This window comes from Rhodoferax sp., assembly GCF_034519335.1.
Classification (GTDB): Bacteria; Pseudomonadota; Gammaproteobacteria; order Burkholderiales; family Burkholderiaceae_C; genus Allorhodoferax.
On record NZ_JAXHOL010000029.1, the window covers coordinates 1 to 16002 of the forward strand.

Below are 16002 nucleotides of genomic sequence, written 5' to 3' on the forward strand. Positions count from 1 at the left end.
GCAACATGCGGTCAGCCACCTTCTTTGAGCACCTGGCGAAACCAGCGCTGGGCGGGTGAGCGTTGGTTGCGCCCATGCCAGATTTGGTAGAAGCGCATGCGGGGGTAGTCGATGGGACAGGGCACCACCGTGAGCGGCAGGGTGCAGGCATAGTGCTCGGCAAAGTGGCGGCTGATGGTGAAGATCAAATCGGTGCCAGGCAACATATTGGGCGCCATGCTGAAGAAAGGCACCACCATGCGTGCGTTGCGCGTGAGCCGGTGGGTGGCCAAATATTTGTCGATGACACCGCGGTGGCTGGACGAATACGGCAGCGGCACCACATGCGGTGCGTGCAAATACTGCTCCCGCGTCATGGGGCTGCGCGCCAGCGGGTTGCTGCGGTCCATGAGCACCACCACATCGTCCTCCAGCAGGGGGGCGGTGTGCAGGTGCTCGGGTGGCTCGGGCCAGTTGCCAATCACCACGTCCAGCTCGCCGTTGGCCAGTGCCTCTTCAAAGTCATAGCCCGGCCCCAGCGGGTGCACCATCAGGCGGGCATTGGGGGCGTCGCGGCGCAAGGCCTTGGCCACCCCGGCCATGAACACGGTGGACAGATAGTCCGGGCAGCCAATCTTGAACAGCTGCTGGGTGGTGAGCGCCTCGAACTGCTCACCGCCGGTAAACAGACGGTCAATCTCTGACAAAGCGCCACGCGCGGTTTCCAGCACCTCCATGCCGCGCGGCGTGGGCACCATGGCGTTGCCGCTGCGCACCAACAACTCGTCGTTGAACACCAGACGCAACTTGCGCAAGGCCGCACTGATGGCGGGCTGGGTCTGGTTCATGCGGGTGGCCACCCGCGTGAGGTTGCGCTCGGTCAGCAGGGATACCAGCACCCGCAACAGGTAGGTATCCAGGGGGTCATTGGGGCGCGCCATGGCAAATCTCCAGAGTTGCCAGCGGCGAAGCACATGTTATGCCAGTCATAACAAAGCGCACGCGCACGGTGCAGATGCCAGTCCTAAACTTTTATGGGTGGGTTGAGCGCCAGGAGCCAAGCGGCACCGGCAGCCCGGCTCGCTTATTGCTTTTACCCAACCAAGGCACCACTGATATGCACGCCACGCTTCACCCCGCCCACACGCCGCTCCGGCTGGAGGCCCTGAACGCCTTGCCCGAAACCGACTTTGTGGCGCTGTTGGGCGAAGTGTTTGAGCATTCCCCCTGGGTGGCCCAACGCGCTTTTGCCGCCCGGCCCTTTGCAGACCTGGCTGCGTTACATGCGGTGATGGTGGGCGTGGTCGACCGCGCCAGCGCTGCAGAAAAACTGGCCCTGCTGCGTGCCCACCCTGAGCTGGCGGGCAAGGCCGCCCAGCGCGGCGAGCTCACCAGCGCGTCGACCCAAGAACAATCGCGCGCCGGGCTCAATGCCCTGAGCCCCGAGGAAATGCAGCAGATCACCGCGCTGAATGCCGCCTACCTGCAACGCCACGGTTTCCCTTTCATTGTGTGTGTGGGCCAGCACACCAAGGCCAGCATTTTTGCGGTGTTTGCCCAGCGGGTGGCCCACAGCCCCGAGACAGAGCTGCCCGAAGCCTTGCGCCAGGTGGCCGCCATCGCGCTCTTGCGCCTGAACGCCCTGATTCACGCCTAAACCCTTTCGCCTTCTTCACCCACTCTTAGGAACCACCATGACAATCAAGCAACCCCGACTGAACCGAGTGCTGGCCTCCATGGCCCTGGCAACCGCATTGGCAGGCAGCACCGGCCTGGCCCTGGCGGCCGACTTCACCATGCGTGTGGCGGGCAACTTCTCGTCCAACGTGCGCCACTCCGATGGCATCGAGCGCCCCTTCTTCACCGGCCTGCCCAAGGCCACCGGCATCAACATGGATGTGAAGTTCAACCCCATGGACGTGGTGAACGTGAAACCCGACGATGCACTGCGCCTGCTGCGCTCCAACATCTTTGATGTGATGTCGGTGCAGATTGGCAGCGTCGCCCGCGACGACCCGTTCTTTGAAGGCATTGACCTGGCCGGTGTGTCCACCAACATGACGATGCTGCGCGACTCCATGGAGGCCTACCGCCAGGTCTTCGACCAGCGCCTGCAAGAGAAATTCAAGGCCAAGGCGCTGACCCTGTGGCCCTTTGGCCCCCAGGTCTTCTTCTGCAACAAACCCATCAAATCGATTGCCGACTTCAAGGGCCTGAAGATCCGCAGCTTCACCCCCAGCATGTCGGCCATGCTGCAAAACCTGGGCGCCACGCCCGTCACGCTCTCGTTCTCCGAGGTGTATTCGGCACTGGGCAACGGCGTGGTGGACTGTGGTGTCACCTCCGCTAACTCCGGCAACTCCGGCAAGTGGCCGGAAGTGACGCAGTACTTCTACCCCCTGGCCGTGGCTGGCTCGGTGCAAGGTCACTTTGTGAACCTGGACTTCTGGAACAAGCTCACACCCGCCCAGCAAGCCAAGATTTCCGCCGAGTTCAAGAAGATGGAAGACCAGATGTGGGACTTGGCCGAAGAAGGCACCGCGGACTCCATTGCCTGCAACACCGGCAAGGCTTGCAAGAGCGGCACCCCGTTCAAGATGAACTTGGTGCCCGTGACGGCGGATGACGAAGCCAAAGTCAAAGCGGCGTCTGCGGCCACCGTGTTGCCCATGTGGAAGACCGCTTGCAACAAGGTGGACCCCAAGTGCAGCGACACCTGGAATGCCACCGTGGGCAAAGCCCGCGGCATGAAGATCAACTAATCACGCTGGAAACCCAAGCCATGTCCAGTACCAACCCCATCAGCCATGCCATTGCGCCGGCCGCCCGTTTTGCCACGCTGGCGTGCGGGTGGGTGGTACTGGGCTACGCCATTGCCCTCAGCCTTGAAGTGCTGGGCCGCAAGCTGTTCAACACCTCCTTCAAAGGCATCGACGAGCTCGGTGGCTTTGTGCTCGCCATCAGTGCGGCCATTGGCGCCTCGTACGCCATGGCACAGCGCAGCCACACGCGGGTGGACGTGTTTTTGGTGCGTTTTCCGCGGCCGGTGCAGCGGGTTTTGAACACACTGGGCATGGCGACCTTTGCCTTCTTCGCCACCTTCGCCGCGTGGCGCGGACTGAACGTGCTGATGGAAACGCTGGAGTTCAAGAGCAGCGCCCCCAACCTGGAACTGCCGCTGTGGATTCCGCAGTCTGCCTGGGTGCTGGGCCTGGTGCTGCTGGCCCTGATCTCGCTGGCCTATGCCGGACATGCCCTCTATCTGCTGGTGCGCCAGCGTCCCGAGCTGAACGCGTGGTACGGCCCCACCAGCGCACAAGAGGAACTGGAGGCCGAGCTGGCCGAACTCAAGGCGCGCGGCACCGCCAGCGCGGCAGGCATGCAAGGAGCCACCCATGGCTGATATTTCGATGGCCGCCGTCGCGGCCGGCTTTGTGCTGCTCATCGCCCTGATGAGTCTGGGCCTGCATGTGGCCTTTGTGATGTTTTTGCTGAGCCTGCTGGGCGCGGTGATGTACCTGGGCTGGCCGGTAGCGCTGGAGTACGGTACCCAGTACTGGAGCGCCAACAACAACTTCGTGCTGGTGTCGGTGCCCCTTTTCATCTTGTTGGGCGAACTGCTGGTGCGCGGAGGCTTTACCGACAAGATGTACCGCGCGTTGTCGGACTGGCTCTCACCCTTGCCGGGCGGATTGCTGCACTCCAACATTGGGGCCTCGGCCTTGTTCGCGGCGGTGTCTGGCTCCTCGGTGGCGACGGCTGCCACCATTGGCACCGTGGCCTTGCCTGCCTTCAAGCAACGTGGCTACAACGCCCGCCTGGTGCTGGGCACCATTGCAGCCGGCGCCACGCTGGGCATCCTGATTCCACCATCGATCAACATGATCATTTACGGCGCCATGACCAACACCTCGGTGGGCAAGCTGTATGCCGCGGGCGTGGTGCCGGGCCTGCTGCTCACGGCATTGTTCATGGCGGTGATTGTGGTGGTGTGCCTCTGGAAGCCCTCGTATGCGGGCACCAAGGAAGCACCCGCGCCGCTTAAAGACAAACTGCTGCGCCTGCTCGACCTGGTGCCGCCGCTCACCGTGATTGTGTTTGTGATGGGCAGCATCTACGCCGGCTGGGCCACTCCCACCGAGTCTGCGGCGTTGGGCGTGGTGGTTTCCTTGCTGCTGTGTGCTGGCTACGGCCGCCTCAGTATCAAGATGCTGCATGAGTCGTTTCTGACCACGCTGTCCATCACGGCCATGATCATGCTGATTGCAGCGGCCGCGTTTTACCTGAACTTTGTGCTGGGCATGATGGGTGTGCCCGACATGCTGACCAAGTTTGTCACCGGCATGCAGGCCAGCCCCGGCCAGATCATTCTGGTGCTCACCATCCTCTACCTGATCCTGGGTTGCTTTCTGGATGCACTGGCCATGGTGGTGGGCACCATTCCCATCGTCTTCCCCATCGTGGTGGCGCTGGGCATAGACCCGGTGTGGTTCGGCATCTTCCTGGTCATCATGGCAGAGCTGGCGCTCATTACCCCCCCGGTAGGCATGAACCTGTATGTGGTGCAAGGCGTGCGCGGTGAGGGCAACATCCTGGACGTGATCTACGGCGTGCTGCCTTTCCTGCTGATCATGTTGGCCCTGGTGGCGCTGATCTGGTTCTTCCCGTCCATCGTGATGTGGCTGCCCGGCGTCACCGGGACCTGAGAGCTTGCTACCAAATCAAGAGCTATTCGCGCAATATCCACGGACCTTCCTAGCATATTTGGCATGCAGGCAAGATCTGGTGCGAGGCACCCTACTGGTACACCGCATCGGCCCAGACGATGGCTTCCATGTGGGCCACGTTGATCTCGCGGTAGGAGAGCTCCAGCCGCTGCGCGGCCTCTGAAAAAATGGTGGCGTCTTCCATTTCGCAGGCAATGGCCATGGCCAGCAGGTCCATGTATTTGCCGGTGCCTTTGAGCAAGGCCTCGGTGATGACACCATCGAGGCCCAACATGGACAAGGCCTCTGCCAGCGTGCAGCCCAGCATGCGGTCCAGCAGGGAGAAGAGGCCAATCAAAAAAGCCTCCTCCTGCTCTTCGGGCGACAAGGTCTTGGCGCCCAGCAACTCCATCATCTTGGCCCGCACCACCGCCATATTGCCGGCCAGGCTGGGCTTGCCGTCCACCCCCGCTGTCATCAGCATGGCAGCCCAGCGCTGCAGGCGCTCGTTGCCCAGCAGCATCACTGCCTGGCGGATGGACGTGATCTTGGTGCGCAGGCCCAGGCCGGCGGAGTTGATCAGGCGCAGCAGGTTGTAGCCCAGCGCCGCGTCCTTTTTGATGGCGAGCTCGATCTCGTCCACATCGGCCTCGCTGCGCAGCTTGTTGAACAGGTTGGCCGCACTGGCCTGGCTGGGGCTGACCACCTGGCTCTTGAGCACCTCGGGCCGTGAAAACCAGTAGCCCTGGAAGAAGTGAAACCCGATGTCACGGAACACCTCAAACTGCGCCGCACTCTCCACCTTCTCGGCCACCGCAATGGCGCCCGTACGGGTGTGGATGGCGTCTACCAGCGCCTTGAGTTTGGTGGGGTCGATGGCACGCACGTCCACTTTCACAAAATCGGCAATGCCCTGCCAGGACTTGTAGACCGGTGCCACCACCGTGTGGTTAAACGCCAGCCGGAAGCCGCGTTTGCGCAGTGTCATCATCTTCAGCCGCGCTTCTTCAATGCCCGCCACATCGTGCCCGGGAAAGGGCGGCACCTCGATGATGGTGCGCTGCGGCACCAAAAAGTCCCAGTGCGAGCCGGTCAGGCTCTCGTGGGTGGCGTTGATAAACAGGTCGGCCTGGCCATTGACCAGCTTGCTGCTGCTCTGCGCCATGACGTTGAGCACCAGCGACACATCGCTGGCCAGCGAATGCGGGCGCGCACCTTGGGAGCGATTGAACAGCTCGTAGCCCACGATGGACTTGTCGGCGTCCACGATGTGCTGGCGGGCAATGGAAAAGCTGGATGCGTCAGAGATGTCTGCGTCTGGAGAATTCACGGCTACCTTTCTACAAGGCGATGGGGGTGCCACCGCCTCCCTGCCCCTGCATGATGCCTGAGCTTTGTCAGGCCGGAATGGAAAGCCCCCGCTCCACGGCCGGGCGCGCCACAAACGTGGCCAGCACACGGGCCACGTTGGGGAAATCGGCAAAACCCACCAGGTCGCCCGCGCCGTAAAAACCAATCAGATTGCGCACCCACGGAAAGATGGCAATGTCGGCAATGCTGTAGTCCGCCCCCATGACCCAGTCACGGCCCTGCAGGTGTTTGTCCAGCACACCCAGCAGGCGTGTGCTCTCGGCCACATAGCGGTCGCGCGGGCGCTTGTCTTCAAAGTCTTTGCCGGCAAATTTGTGAAAGAAACCCAGCTGCCCAAACATGGGGCCGATACCACCCATCTGGAACATCACCCACTGGATGGTCTCGTAGCGCTTGGCCGCATCCGTCGACATGAGCTGGCCAGTTTTCTCGGCCAGGTAAATGAGGATGGCACCAGACTCGAACAGCGCCAGCGGCTGACCGCCGGGGCCGTTGGGGTCAATGATGGCCGGGATCTTGTTGTTGGGATTGAGCGAGATGAACTCGGGCGTGAGCTGGTCGTTGGTCTGAAAGCTCACCAGGTGTGGCTCGTAGGGCAGGCCCAGCTCTTCCAGCGCAATGCTCACCTTCACGCCATTGGGCGTGGGCAGCGAGTACAGCTGCAGGCGGTCGGGGTGCTGGGCGGGCCATTTGGTGGTGATGGGGAAGGCGGACAAGGCGGATGCGGACGACATAAAAACTCCTAATAACTACAAAAAGAATAGCTGCTCACGCATGACCTGTGTGCTGCGCAGGCCATTTCAATCTCCAAGCGAGCATTTTGCAAATTTATGTAGATTAATTTACATATTTGAAGAATAATCTACCAATGTCTTGGATCACCCTCATCACCAGCCTGCCCACCGAAAACGCCACCGCCCGCATGCGGGCCTGGCGTGCGCTCAAAGCCAGCGGCGCGGCCGTGCTCAAGGACGGTGTCTATCTGATGCCCGAGCGCCCCGTCTGCCGCAGCTTGCTGGAGTCGGTCGCGGCCGATGTGGTGGCTGGCGGCGGCAGCGCCTATGTGATGGCGGTGCAGGAGCCGACCAACGCAACCTTCACCGCCCTGTTTGACCGCAGCGCCGACTTTGCCGCGCTGCTGGCCGACCTGCCCCCCATCCAGGCCCTGCTGGCCGCCGGTGACAGGGCCGAGGCCACCCGGCTGTGCCGCAAGGCGCGCAAGGCTTTCGCCCAAGTGGCCGAGACCGATTTTTTCCCGGCCGAGGCCCAGCGCCAGGTCGAGGCCGCACTGCAGGCCCTGGAAGCCGCCATCGCCCGCGCCGCCGCACCCGATGAACCGCAATCGGTGGCCGGACGCATTGCCGTGCTGCAACGCGCCCCCTACCAGGGCCGCACCTGGGCCACCCGCGCCCGCCCTTGGGTAGACCGGCTGGCCAGCGCCTGGCTGATACGGCGCCACATCGACCCGCAGGCCCGCATCCTGTGGCTGGCCCAGCCGCAAGATTGCCCGGCCGACGCCCTGGGCTTTGACTTTGATGGCGCCACCTTCAGCCATGTGGACGGGCGCGTGACCTTTGAGGTGCTGCTGGCCAGTTTTGCACTGGAGGGCCCGGCCCTGCAGCGCCTGGGCGCACTGGTGCACTTTTTGGATGCCGGTGGTGTGCAGCCGCCCGAGGCCAGCGGCATGGAGGCCGTGCTGGCCGGCCTGCGCGCCAACATCCCCGACGACGACCAACTGCTGCAGGCCGCCAGTGCCGTGTTTGATGCCCTGCTCCACCACTTTGAGCCCACCCCATGAGCCCCGCGCACCCCATGCCCAATGACACCCTGAACCCCACCGCAGTGCCCGCACCCGTGTCCTTCTGGCAGGCCTTCGCCTTCTGGCTCAAGCTGGGCTTCATCAGCTTTGGCGGGCCCGCCGGGCAAATTGCCATCATGCACACCGAGCTGGTGGAGCGGCGGCGCTGGATCTCGGAAAAGCGCTTTTTGCACGCGCTGAACTACTGCATGCTGCTGCCCGGCCCCGAGGCGCAGCAGCTCGCCACCTACATCGGCTGGCTCATGCACCGCACCTGGGGCGGTGTGGTGGCGGGCGCGCTGTTTGTGCTGCCTTCGCTGTTCATTCTGGTCGGCCTGTCCTGGGTCTACATCGCGTTTGGCGAAGTGGACTGGGTGGCCGGCATGTTCTACGGCATCAAACCTGCAGTGACTGCCATCGTGCTGCAGGCGGCGCACCGCATCGGCTCGCGCTCGCTCAAAAACCGGGCCTTGTGGGGCATTGCCGCGGCCTCGTTTGTGGCCATCTTTGCATTGCAAGTGCCCTTCCCGCTCATTGTGCTGGGCGCGGCCCTGCTGGGCTACGCCGGTGGGCGCTGGGCGCCGGCCCTGTTCAACAGCACGGGCGGACACGGTGCAGCGGCCAAGCATTTTGGCGCCGCGCTGATTGACGACACCACTCCCACACCGGCCCACGCACGCTTCCACTGGGGCCGACTGGCCACGGTGGTGCTGGTGGGCGCCGTGCTGTGGGCGCTGCCCATGGGTGCGCTGACCTGGGGCCTGGGTTGGGAGCACACCTTCACGCAAATGGGCTGGTTCTTCACCAAGGCGGCCCTGCTCACCTTTGGCGGCGCCTATGCGGTGCTGCCCTATGTGTACCAAGGCGCGGTGGGGCACTACGGTTGGCTTACGCCCACGCAAATGATCGACGGGCTGGCGCTGGGCGAAACCACGCCGGGGCCGCTGATCATGGTGGTGGCGTTTGTGGCCTTTGTGGGCGGCTATGCCAAGGCCGTGTTGGGGCCGGAGCATCTGTTTGCGGCCGGTGCCATTGCAGCCTGCCTGGTCACCTGGTTCACCTTCTTGCCCTCCTTCCTGTTCATCCTTGCGGGCGGCCCGCTGGTGGAGAGCACCCACAACAACATGGCATTCACCGCGCCACTCACCGGCATTACCGCAGCGGTGGTGGGTGTCATCCTCAACCTCACGCTGTTTTTTGGCTACCACGTGTTGTGGCCGCAGGGCTTTGCGGGCAGCTTCGATGCCGTGGCTGCGCTGATTGCGCTGGCCGCGGCCATCGCACTGTTCCGCTACAAGCGCAACGTGATGCACGTCATCGCGGCGTGCGCACTGCTTGGTTTGCTGTTGTCATTCATTCACTAGGAGAACCCCATGACCGCCATCACCGCCACCGAACTTGCCCAACTGCAGGCACAAGGGCAGGCCTTCACCTTGCTGGATGTGCGGCGCGACGGCGCCCGCCTGCGCGACGGCACTCAGATTGCCCACGCCCAGTGGCACAACCCGGCCCTGTGGCTGGACTGGAAAGACCAGGTGCCCAGAGACACACCCGTGGTGGTGTACTGCGCGCACGGCCACGAGATCAGCCAGGGCCTGACCACCGTGCTGCGCGTCATGGGGCTGAACGTGCGCTACCTGGAGGGCGGCATTGCCGCCTGGCAAGCAGCAGGCTTGGCCACCGAGCCGCTACGCTGACTGCACAAACGGGGTGCCTAGAATGGCCCCCCATGCCCCCACATCCCGCACATCTCCAGGGCCAGCCAGACCGGGCACCACCATGCAACTGACCTCTGCAGGCCAGGTGTTTCTGGCGAGCAGCGCCGTGTTCCTTGCCGCCGCCATCTGGCTGGGGCGGCGCGTGTCGCGGCGCAGTTCTGGCAAGAAGGGCGGCAGCGCGCTGATCGTCATCATCTTCTTTGCTTTGATTGCCTTGTTTGTGCCCTTCACGTACTGGACTGGTCAGGCGCTGTACGCCCTGGCCACCAAACCGAGCTACAGCGCCACCGTGGTGGGCCACACCTCCGAGTTGCGCGACTACGAAGAGAAAGACTCCAGCGGTCGCACCGTGCGCGGCCAGCGCCTGATGCACACCGCCCAGGTGCGCTTTGCCGGGCCCGATGGGGAGTCGCTAGAGCTGTCCAACTCGGTAGCGTCCACCGACATTCCGCGTGAAGGGAGCCGACTCACCGTGGTGTACGCACCGGGCGACCGCACGGCCACCGAACTCAGCCCCCGCAGCGTGGGCCTGTGGCTGGGGGCCTGCGTCATGCTGTTCATCCTGGGCTACTTCCTGTGGGCCGCACTCTGGTACGCACTGGGCCGCCCTATGGCAGGCGTGGCCGCCTTCGGCACGACCTTCCTGCTGCGCGTCTTCTTGCCCGGCGTCAGCCTGCTGATGGCGCTGGCCCTGGGCTATGTAGCACTCAAATACTTCGCCCTGGGCAACCCGGACGGCTACCCGCTTTGGGTCGCCTGCCTGTGCACCCTGTTTACGCTGGCGCTGCTGCCCCTGCTGGTGACGCTGTTTACGCGGGGAAAAGGGGAATAGGTGGGGTTATGTGTGTGGCAGAAGCGCTTGGATTGCTATTTATTTGATAGCAGTTTGCGCATATTCCACTGGGGCTAGGGGCCGAAAAGGCTTAAATATCAGCCCCTTCCAATGGTCAGAGGCGACATGCTCATTGGATATTCACTCTTCATCGCCATGGGGCGTCCGTTCAACAGAGAAACATTTGGATCCGAAGGCAGCTGCTTCAGACTGGTTGCGGACTTTCCCTTCAGCGTTGAAATGTCAGATCAATACGCGGGAACCAACGTTATTGCGAAGACGCAAGCAGCCATTTCCCCGAGAGCTTGAAGTGCACAGATCCATTGGCGACGCCAGCCGGTCTTTATAAGAACGATGGAAGCAAACAAGAATGCCACAAAGAATAATTGCGGCCCAACATCAAGAATGATGACGTCCAAAAAATGCTGAAATTCGCTCCATTTCATAGGTAACTTTGGAATGGCAAAAAAATTAGATGCCCATGGAAGTAGAAGCAAACCCACGCATATCAGCATGGTGCTCACTCGGAATCTAAGTTGTGATTTCATCGCCAATTGGGTCCCTACTTACGCCCCGAGACCGAGGCACCTACAGACTGGAAGCGGACATGTGCACTGCTCTAAAGCAGACACGCAAATGCTGAGTTAATGTTAGAAGTACCTGCAACCTGGTGACAGGAGCTTAGCAGCGGAGCATGTCGCCGAGCTTCCGTGTTGACTGAAAGGTTTGACCTCACCGCCACAGTCAAATCTTTCGCAATGCAGCCTGCAGAAGAGGGCGACTGCGTTCCTTCAAGCGCGGAATTGTCTGCGTTCCGGTTGCCTCATCGTCGAAATGAATGTTTATCGTCAACCCTCGATTCCCTTTTATGGCTGTCAATCCGAACTGTTCCGACGCCAACCGGTACCAGTACGCTTTGTCTCCAAGTGCATTCTCGTCATCCACCGCGTACTGGATTTTCACGTTGTCAATCGTCTTCGCTTTCGCGGTTTCTTTGCGAGCAAGCATATAGGACTTGTTTGCGTCCGCATTAGATGAGTACTCTGCCAAGGTAACCATCACTGACTGCCGTTCCGAGCGAAACATGCAGTTACTAATTTTCACACCATCGAAAACTTCCTTGTATCGATTCGAATCAGGCTTTGTCTTCACACCAATAAGCGCGGAGATCGCGGGCTCGTCTAAGAGGTCGCAGGCCACAATGTCTGGCGCTGCCGAAGCTGCTTTCGAAATTGCCAGTAATGTGGCGGCGGTGAAAAGTAAGAGTCGTGAAGTTTTCATCTATGGCGGTTCCAGGGTGTGGAGTTGAGTATTTGACTGCTATGTGCCATTAGCTATGTGAGGTCTGCATCCGCCACAATTCTGACCGGTGCTGGAGGACTTGCCCATCCCCCATTCGGGTGAATTTTCTATCGACCGATTCCGCCGCAAGACCGAGGCGCCTAGAGACTGTTAGGTGACTTTTGCTAACTCTAGAACAGGCGCGCAATCTTGAGTTAACGTTGCCAGTCCGTTCAGCGCAAGGGGTTACTTACTGCTTTCGCACTGGGCAGCCATTGCAGTCCTGCGCAAGATGCCACCGTAGATAACGAATACGCTCCTCAGTGAATTCAATCATGCAGGAGTGATAGGCAAATGGCTGAAGGCTACCTTGCCCCAACTGCATGACGTCATCCGAGCACTCAGCATCACGGTATTTCAACCACGCACGCTGCGATGCGCGTATGCCACGAGCATCCTCGAGAACTGAAATCAACTCCGTGTACGAGGAATTGAGGCGACGCTCGACTTTGCGATATTCAATCGCCATGCATTGATTCATCTCGCTCTGGCCGCCAGCCGAGCAAATCGCCTTCTGCCTCTCCGCAAAAATGAAGTCGCCTTCACGGGACAACGCAGATTGCGAAATGGCAAGGGTTGCTGATAAGACTAGAAAACAGCGAATGAGTCGATGCGGCCGCATAGTCCGTTGACGAAGAATGATTGGAAGAGCCATAGAAATCCTATCAAACTGGACAATGTCGCTGAATGCCCGCTTCCGCCGCAAAGCAGCCGTGACCCACAGCAGCCCGTCTTTCGTCAGCACACCAATCACCGCACCCACAGAGCTGGGGGAATGGCCCCTCGCCGATTTCTGGGCGTTTGACAGTATGAGGCGGGGGGCCGTTCGCCCAGCTCTGAGCCCACCCATCACACCAGACATTGCTATCAATCCAATAGCTGCTCGCGCATATTCCAATGGGGCCACAGGCCAAAACACCTTAAACCTCAGGCCGCCCCAATATTCGGAATCAGCCCCCCCACCGGCTGCCCGTTCTTCAGCGCCGCGGTAAACGCCAGCATGCGGTCAATCGGCAAACGTGCGCGGTCGATCAAGCGGTTGTCCACCTGAATCTCGTTCAGTCCGTGCTCTAGCACATGGGCCACGCCGGCTAGGCCGTTCATGGCCATCCACGGGCAGTGGGCGCAGCTTTTGCAGGTGGCGCTGTTGCCCGCCGTGGGCGCTTCAATGAAGGTCTTGGTGGGGTTGAGCGTACGCAGCTTGTGCAGCATGCCGTTGTCGGTGGCGACGATGAAGGTGTCGGCGTCCAACGTTTGCGCGGCCTTGAGAATGGCGCTGGTGGAGCCCACCGCATGCGCCAGGGCCACGATGTCTTGGGGGGACTCGGGGTGCACCAGCACTTTGGCCTTGGGGTGTTCCTTGATCAGCGCTTCCAGCTCAAAGGCCTTGAACTCATCGTGCACGATGCAAGCGCCTTCCCAGAACACCATGTCGGCGCCGGTCTCGCGCTGGATGTAGCCGCCCAGGTGTTTGTCGGGCGCCCACAGAATCTTCTGGCCTTTGTCTTTGAGCGCGCGCACGATGTCGAGCGCGCAGCTGCTGGTTACCAGCCAGTCAGCACGCGCCTTCACGGCGGCGCTGGTGTTGGCGTAGACTACCACGGTGCGGTCGGGGTGCTGGTCGCAGAAGGCGCTGAATTCGTCAATCGGGCAGCCCAGGTCCAGCGAGCAGGTGGCGTCCAGGTCGGGCATGAGCACGGTCTTGTGTGGCGACAGGATTTTGCTGGTCTCGCCCATGAACTTCACGCCCGACACCACCAGCGTCTGCGCGCTGTGGTCGCGGCCAAAGCGGGCCATTTCCAGCGAATCGCTCACCAGGCCACCAGTTTCTTCGGCCAGGTCCTGCAGGTCGGGGTGCACGTAGTAGTGCGACACCATGACCGCGTTCTTTTCTTTCAGCAGGCGCTTGATCTTGTCTTTCAGCGCCACGCGCTGCGAGGGCGTGGGCTCCACCGGCACACGCGCCCAGGCGTGTTTCGTAGAACAGGCGGGTTGCTCGTACTCGACGTCAATCACATCGCTGGCAGACATCACAGCTCCTCAAAGCGCATGGAGAAATCGGTGGCCTTCACGTCCTTGGTCAGCGCGCCAATCGAGATGCGGTCCACGCCGGTGGCGGCGATAGCGCGCACGGTGTCAAGGCTCACACCACCCGACACTTCCAGAATCGCCCGCCCTGCATTGATGGCCACGGCTTGTACCAGATGGGCCATGGTCATGTTGTCCAGCAGCACCATCTGGGCGCCGCAGTCCAGCGCCTCGCGCAGCTGGTCCAGCGTTTCCACTTCCACCTCGATGAACTTGGCCGTGGCAGCCAACTGGCTGGCACGCTGCAGCGCGGCGGTGACCCCACCAGCGGCGGCAATGTGGTTTTCCTTGATCAGCACGGCGTCGAACAGGCCAATGCGGTGGTTGGTACCGCCACCCTGGTGCACCGCGTACTTCTGCGCCATGCGCAGGCCGGGCAGGGTTTTGCGGGTGTCCACGATGGCGGCGCGGTTGCCGGGTACCGACTCGACCGCTGACACAAAGCTGGCGGTCTTGGTGGCCACGGCGCTCAGCAGTTGCAAAAAGTTGAGCGCGGTGCGCTCGGCCGTCAGCAGCGCCTGGGCGTTGCCTTCGATCTCTACCACTACCTGGTCGGCGTGGCAGCGCTGGCCTTCGCGCACATGCCAGATGACGGCGGCGGATGGGTCCAGTGCCAGCACAGCGGCCGTGGCCCAGGGTTCACCGCACAACACGGCGGACTCGCGCGCCAGCACCCGGGCGCGGGCGCGGCGGGTCGGGTCGATCAGGGAGGCGGTGAGGTCGCCCGCCCCCACGTCTTCGGCCAGGGCACGGGCCACGTCGGCCTGGGCCAGGGCAGCGATCTGGGCGGTGGAAAAGTCAGAATTGCGCATAGGGCCGCAAGGATACCGGGTTTGCTATCCAAGCTGCCATGGGGAAGACCAGCCCCATGGCGGCTAAAATGGCCGCCAACGAGGATTCATCCATGAACATTTTTCGCCGCCCCGACTACCAATCCGAAGCCACCCAGTTCATTGACCAGCTCAAGACTGCCAAGCCCACGCTGGAAGCCGAGCAACGCCAGGGCCGCGCCCTGCTGTGGGACAAAAGCGTGGACCGCAACGCGGTGAAGGCCTACAACCAGGCCCGCGTGGCGCAAAAGCCCTACGTCTACCAGACCGACGCCAAATAAGAGCCTTTTAGGCCTCTAGCCCGCGTGAATACTGCGCGAGCAGCTCCCAATTCAATAGCAAACCATGAGCACACTCTCTGCGGACAGCGGCGCTGACGCGGCCGACATCGCCGTCATGCCCGAGGTGGTGGATCGGGTGGCGTTGGCGCGCCTGTATGGCGAGCCGCTGTTTGCCATGCCGCAGGATTTGTACATCCCGCCGGACGCTCTGGAGGTGTTTCTGGAGGCCTTTGAGGGGCCGCTGGACTTGCTGCTGTACCTGATCCGCAAGCAAAACTTCAACATCCTGGACATCCCCATGCTCAGCGTGACCAAGCAGTATTTGGTCTACGTGGACCAGATCCGCAAGCACAACCTGGAGCTGGCGGCCGAGTACCTGCTGATGGCGGCCATGCTGATCGAGATCAAGTCGCGCATGCTGCTGCCGCCCAAGAAGACGGCCGAGGGCGAAGAAGCCGAAGACCCACGCGCCGAGCTGGTGCGCCGCCTGCTCGAATACGAGCAGATGAAGCTGGCTGCAGCCCGGCTCAACGCCATACCGCAGTACGGGCGCGACTTTTTGAAGGCCAACGCCCACATCGAGCAAAGCCTGCAGCCCCGCTTTCCCGATGTGAGCCTGACCGACCTGCAAGAGGCCTGGCGTGACATCATGAAACGCGCCCGCCTGGTGCAGCACCACAAGATCAGCCGCGAAGAGCTCTCGGTGCGCGAGCACATGAGCATCGTGCTCAAGCGCCTCCAGGGCCAGCGCTTTGTGGGGTTTGAAGACCTGTTCGACGCCAGCCAGGGTGCGCCCGTGCTGGTCGTGACCTTCATCGCCCTGCTGGAGCTGGCCAAAGAAACCCTGATCGAAATCACGCAGGCCGAGGCTTTTGCACCCATCTACGTGCGCCTGGCGTATTCCCCCTCCTGAGCCGGGCTCTCTATTTCGCGGCGGACAACTGCGGTTAGTATTCGCCCCACTTTCGCCAAACCCTTGGTAATCCCGATTTTTTGGAGTCCTCCATGGCCCTGAACCCGACCGGTGAACAAGCCTCCAGCGCAACCAACGCGACTCC

Annotated in this window: 18 protein-coding genes; 10 read left to right on the forward strand and 8 right to left on the reverse strand. The window is 61.8% G+C overall.

What is annotated here, in order from left to right:
- Positions 1-11 precede the first annotated feature (11 nt).
- Positions 12-920 (reverse strand): LysR family transcriptional regulator, encoded by a 909-nt coding sequence (locus U5O12_RS12860; RefSeq protein WP_322579021.1) that lies wholly within the window; start codon positions 918-920, stop codon positions 12-14.
- A gap of 176 nt (positions 921-1096) precedes the next feature.
- Between U5O12_RS12860 and uraD the strand changes: the two genes are divergently transcribed.
- The 4 genes from uraD to U5O12_RS12880 are packed head-to-tail and all read left to right on the forward strand — an operon-like array spanning position 1097 to position 4685.
- Positions 1097-1636: a 2-oxo-4-hydroxy-4-carboxy-5-ureidoimidazoline decarboxylase gene (gene uraD / locus U5O12_RS12865; RefSeq protein WP_322579022.1), complete on the forward strand. Its 540-nt coding sequence runs from the start codon at positions 1097-1099 to the stop codon at positions 1634-1636.
- Positions 1637-1673: 37 nt separating this feature from the next.
- Positions 1674-2741: a TRAP transporter substrate-binding protein gene (locus tag U5O12_RS12870; RefSeq protein ID WP_322579023.1), complete on the forward strand. Its 1068-nt coding sequence runs from the start codon at positions 1674-1676 to the stop codon at positions 2739-2741.
- A gap of 20 nt (positions 2742-2761) precedes the next feature.
- A complete protein-coding gene (locus U5O12_RS12875; RefSeq protein WP_322579024.1) occupies positions 2762-3382 on the forward strand; it encodes a TRAP transporter small permease in 621 nt (206 codons plus the stop codon).
- Positions 3375-4685: a TRAP transporter large permease gene (locus U5O12_RS12880; RefSeq protein ID WP_322579025.1), complete on the forward strand. Its 1311-nt coding sequence runs from the start codon at positions 3375-3377 to the stop codon at positions 4683-4685. Before U5O12_RS12875 ends, U5O12_RS12880 begins: the two co-directional genes overlap by 8 nt.
- Positions 4686-4776: 91 nt before the next feature.
- Here U5O12_RS12880 and U5O12_RS12885 read toward each other — a convergent pair whose 3' ends face one another.
- Complete coding sequence (locus U5O12_RS12885; protein WP_322579026.1) at positions 4777-6015, reverse strand: EAL and HDOD domain-containing protein; 1239 nt, start codon at positions 6013-6015, stop codon at positions 4777-4779.
- Between the two features lie 67 nt (positions 6016-6082).
- A complete protein-coding gene (locus U5O12_RS12890; RefSeq protein WP_322579027.1) occupies positions 6083-6790 on the reverse strand; it encodes a glutathione S-transferase N-terminal domain-containing protein in 708 nt (235 codons plus the stop codon).
- A gap of 134 nt (positions 6791-6924) precedes the next feature.
- On the opposite strand from U5O12_RS12890, the gene U5O12_RS12895 reads away from it, so the two are divergent.
- From U5O12_RS12895 to U5O12_RS12910, 4 genes are all read left to right on the forward strand, one after another.
- Complete coding sequence (locus U5O12_RS12895) at positions 6925-7854, forward strand: chromate resistance protein ChrB domain-containing protein (protein ID WP_322579028.1); 930 nt, start codon at positions 6925-6927, stop codon at positions 7852-7854.
- The gene (gene chrA / locus U5O12_RS12900) at positions 7851-9218 is read left to right on the forward strand and encodes a chromate efflux transporter (RefSeq protein WP_322579029.1); all 1368 of its coding nucleotides are present in this window, start codon (positions 7851-7853) and stop codon (positions 9216-9218) included. The genes U5O12_RS12895 and chrA overlap by 4 nt, the downstream gene beginning before the upstream one ends.
- Before the next feature lie 9 nt (positions 9219-9227).
- On the forward strand, positions 9228-9551 hold the full coding sequence (locus U5O12_RS12905; protein WP_322579030.1) for a rhodanese-like domain-containing protein: 324 nt from the start codon (positions 9228-9230) through the stop codon (positions 9549-9551).
- Between the two features lie 82 nt (positions 9552-9633).
- Positions 9634-10404: a DUF3592 domain-containing protein gene (locus tag U5O12_RS12910; RefSeq protein ID WP_322579031.1), complete on the forward strand. Its 771-nt coding sequence runs from the start codon at positions 9634-9636 to the stop codon at positions 10402-10404.
- Between the two features lie 248 nt (positions 10405-10652).
- Here U5O12_RS12910 and U5O12_RS12915 read toward each other — a convergent pair whose 3' ends face one another.
- The 5 genes from U5O12_RS12915 to nadC all read right to left on the reverse strand — a co-directional run bounded on the left by U5O12_RS12915 (position 10653) and on the right by nadC (position 14645).
- Complete coding sequence (locus U5O12_RS12915; protein ID WP_322579032.1) at positions 10653-10850, reverse strand: hypothetical protein; 198 nt, start codon at positions 10848-10850, stop codon at positions 10653-10655.
- Between the two features lie 298 nt (positions 10851-11148).
- Complete coding sequence (locus tag U5O12_RS12920; protein WP_322579033.1) at positions 11149-11685, reverse strand: hypothetical protein; 537 nt, start codon at positions 11683-11685, stop codon at positions 11149-11151.
- A gap of 250 nt (positions 11686-11935) precedes the next feature.
- A complete protein-coding gene (locus U5O12_RS12925) occupies positions 11936-12508 on the reverse strand; it encodes a lysozyme inhibitor LprI family protein (RefSeq protein WP_322579034.1) in 573 nt (190 codons plus the stop codon).
- A gap of 164 nt (positions 12509-12672) precedes the next feature.
- Positions 12673-13776 carry a quinolinate synthase NadA gene (gene nadA, locus U5O12_RS12930; RefSeq protein ID WP_322579035.1) on the reverse strand — a complete coding sequence of 368 codons (1104 nt, stop codon included), beginning with the start codon at positions 13774-13776 and terminating at the stop codon, positions 12673-12675.
- Positions 13776-14645 carry a carboxylating nicotinate-nucleotide diphosphorylase gene (gene nadC, locus U5O12_RS12935; RefSeq protein ID WP_322579036.1) on the reverse strand — a complete coding sequence of 290 codons (870 nt, stop codon included), beginning with the start codon at positions 14643-14645 and terminating at the stop codon, positions 13776-13778. The genes nadA and nadC overlap by 1 nt, the downstream gene beginning before the upstream one ends.
- Before the next feature lie 92 nt (positions 14646-14737).
- Here nadC and U5O12_RS12940 point away from each other — a divergent pair, with 92 nt between their 5' ends.
- Both U5O12_RS12940 and U5O12_RS12945 read left to right on the forward strand, forming a co-directional pair.
- Positions 14738-14944, forward strand: coding sequence for a DUF3460 family protein (locus U5O12_RS12940; RefSeq protein WP_322579037.1), 207 nt, complete (start codon positions 14738-14740; stop codon positions 14942-14944).
- Between the two features lie 64 nt (positions 14945-15008).
- The gene (locus U5O12_RS12945) at positions 15009-15857 is read left to right on the forward strand and encodes a ScpA family protein (protein WP_322579038.1); all 849 of its coding nucleotides are present in this window, start codon (positions 15009-15011) and stop codon (positions 15855-15857) included.
- Positions 15858-16002 lie beyond the last annotated feature (145 nt).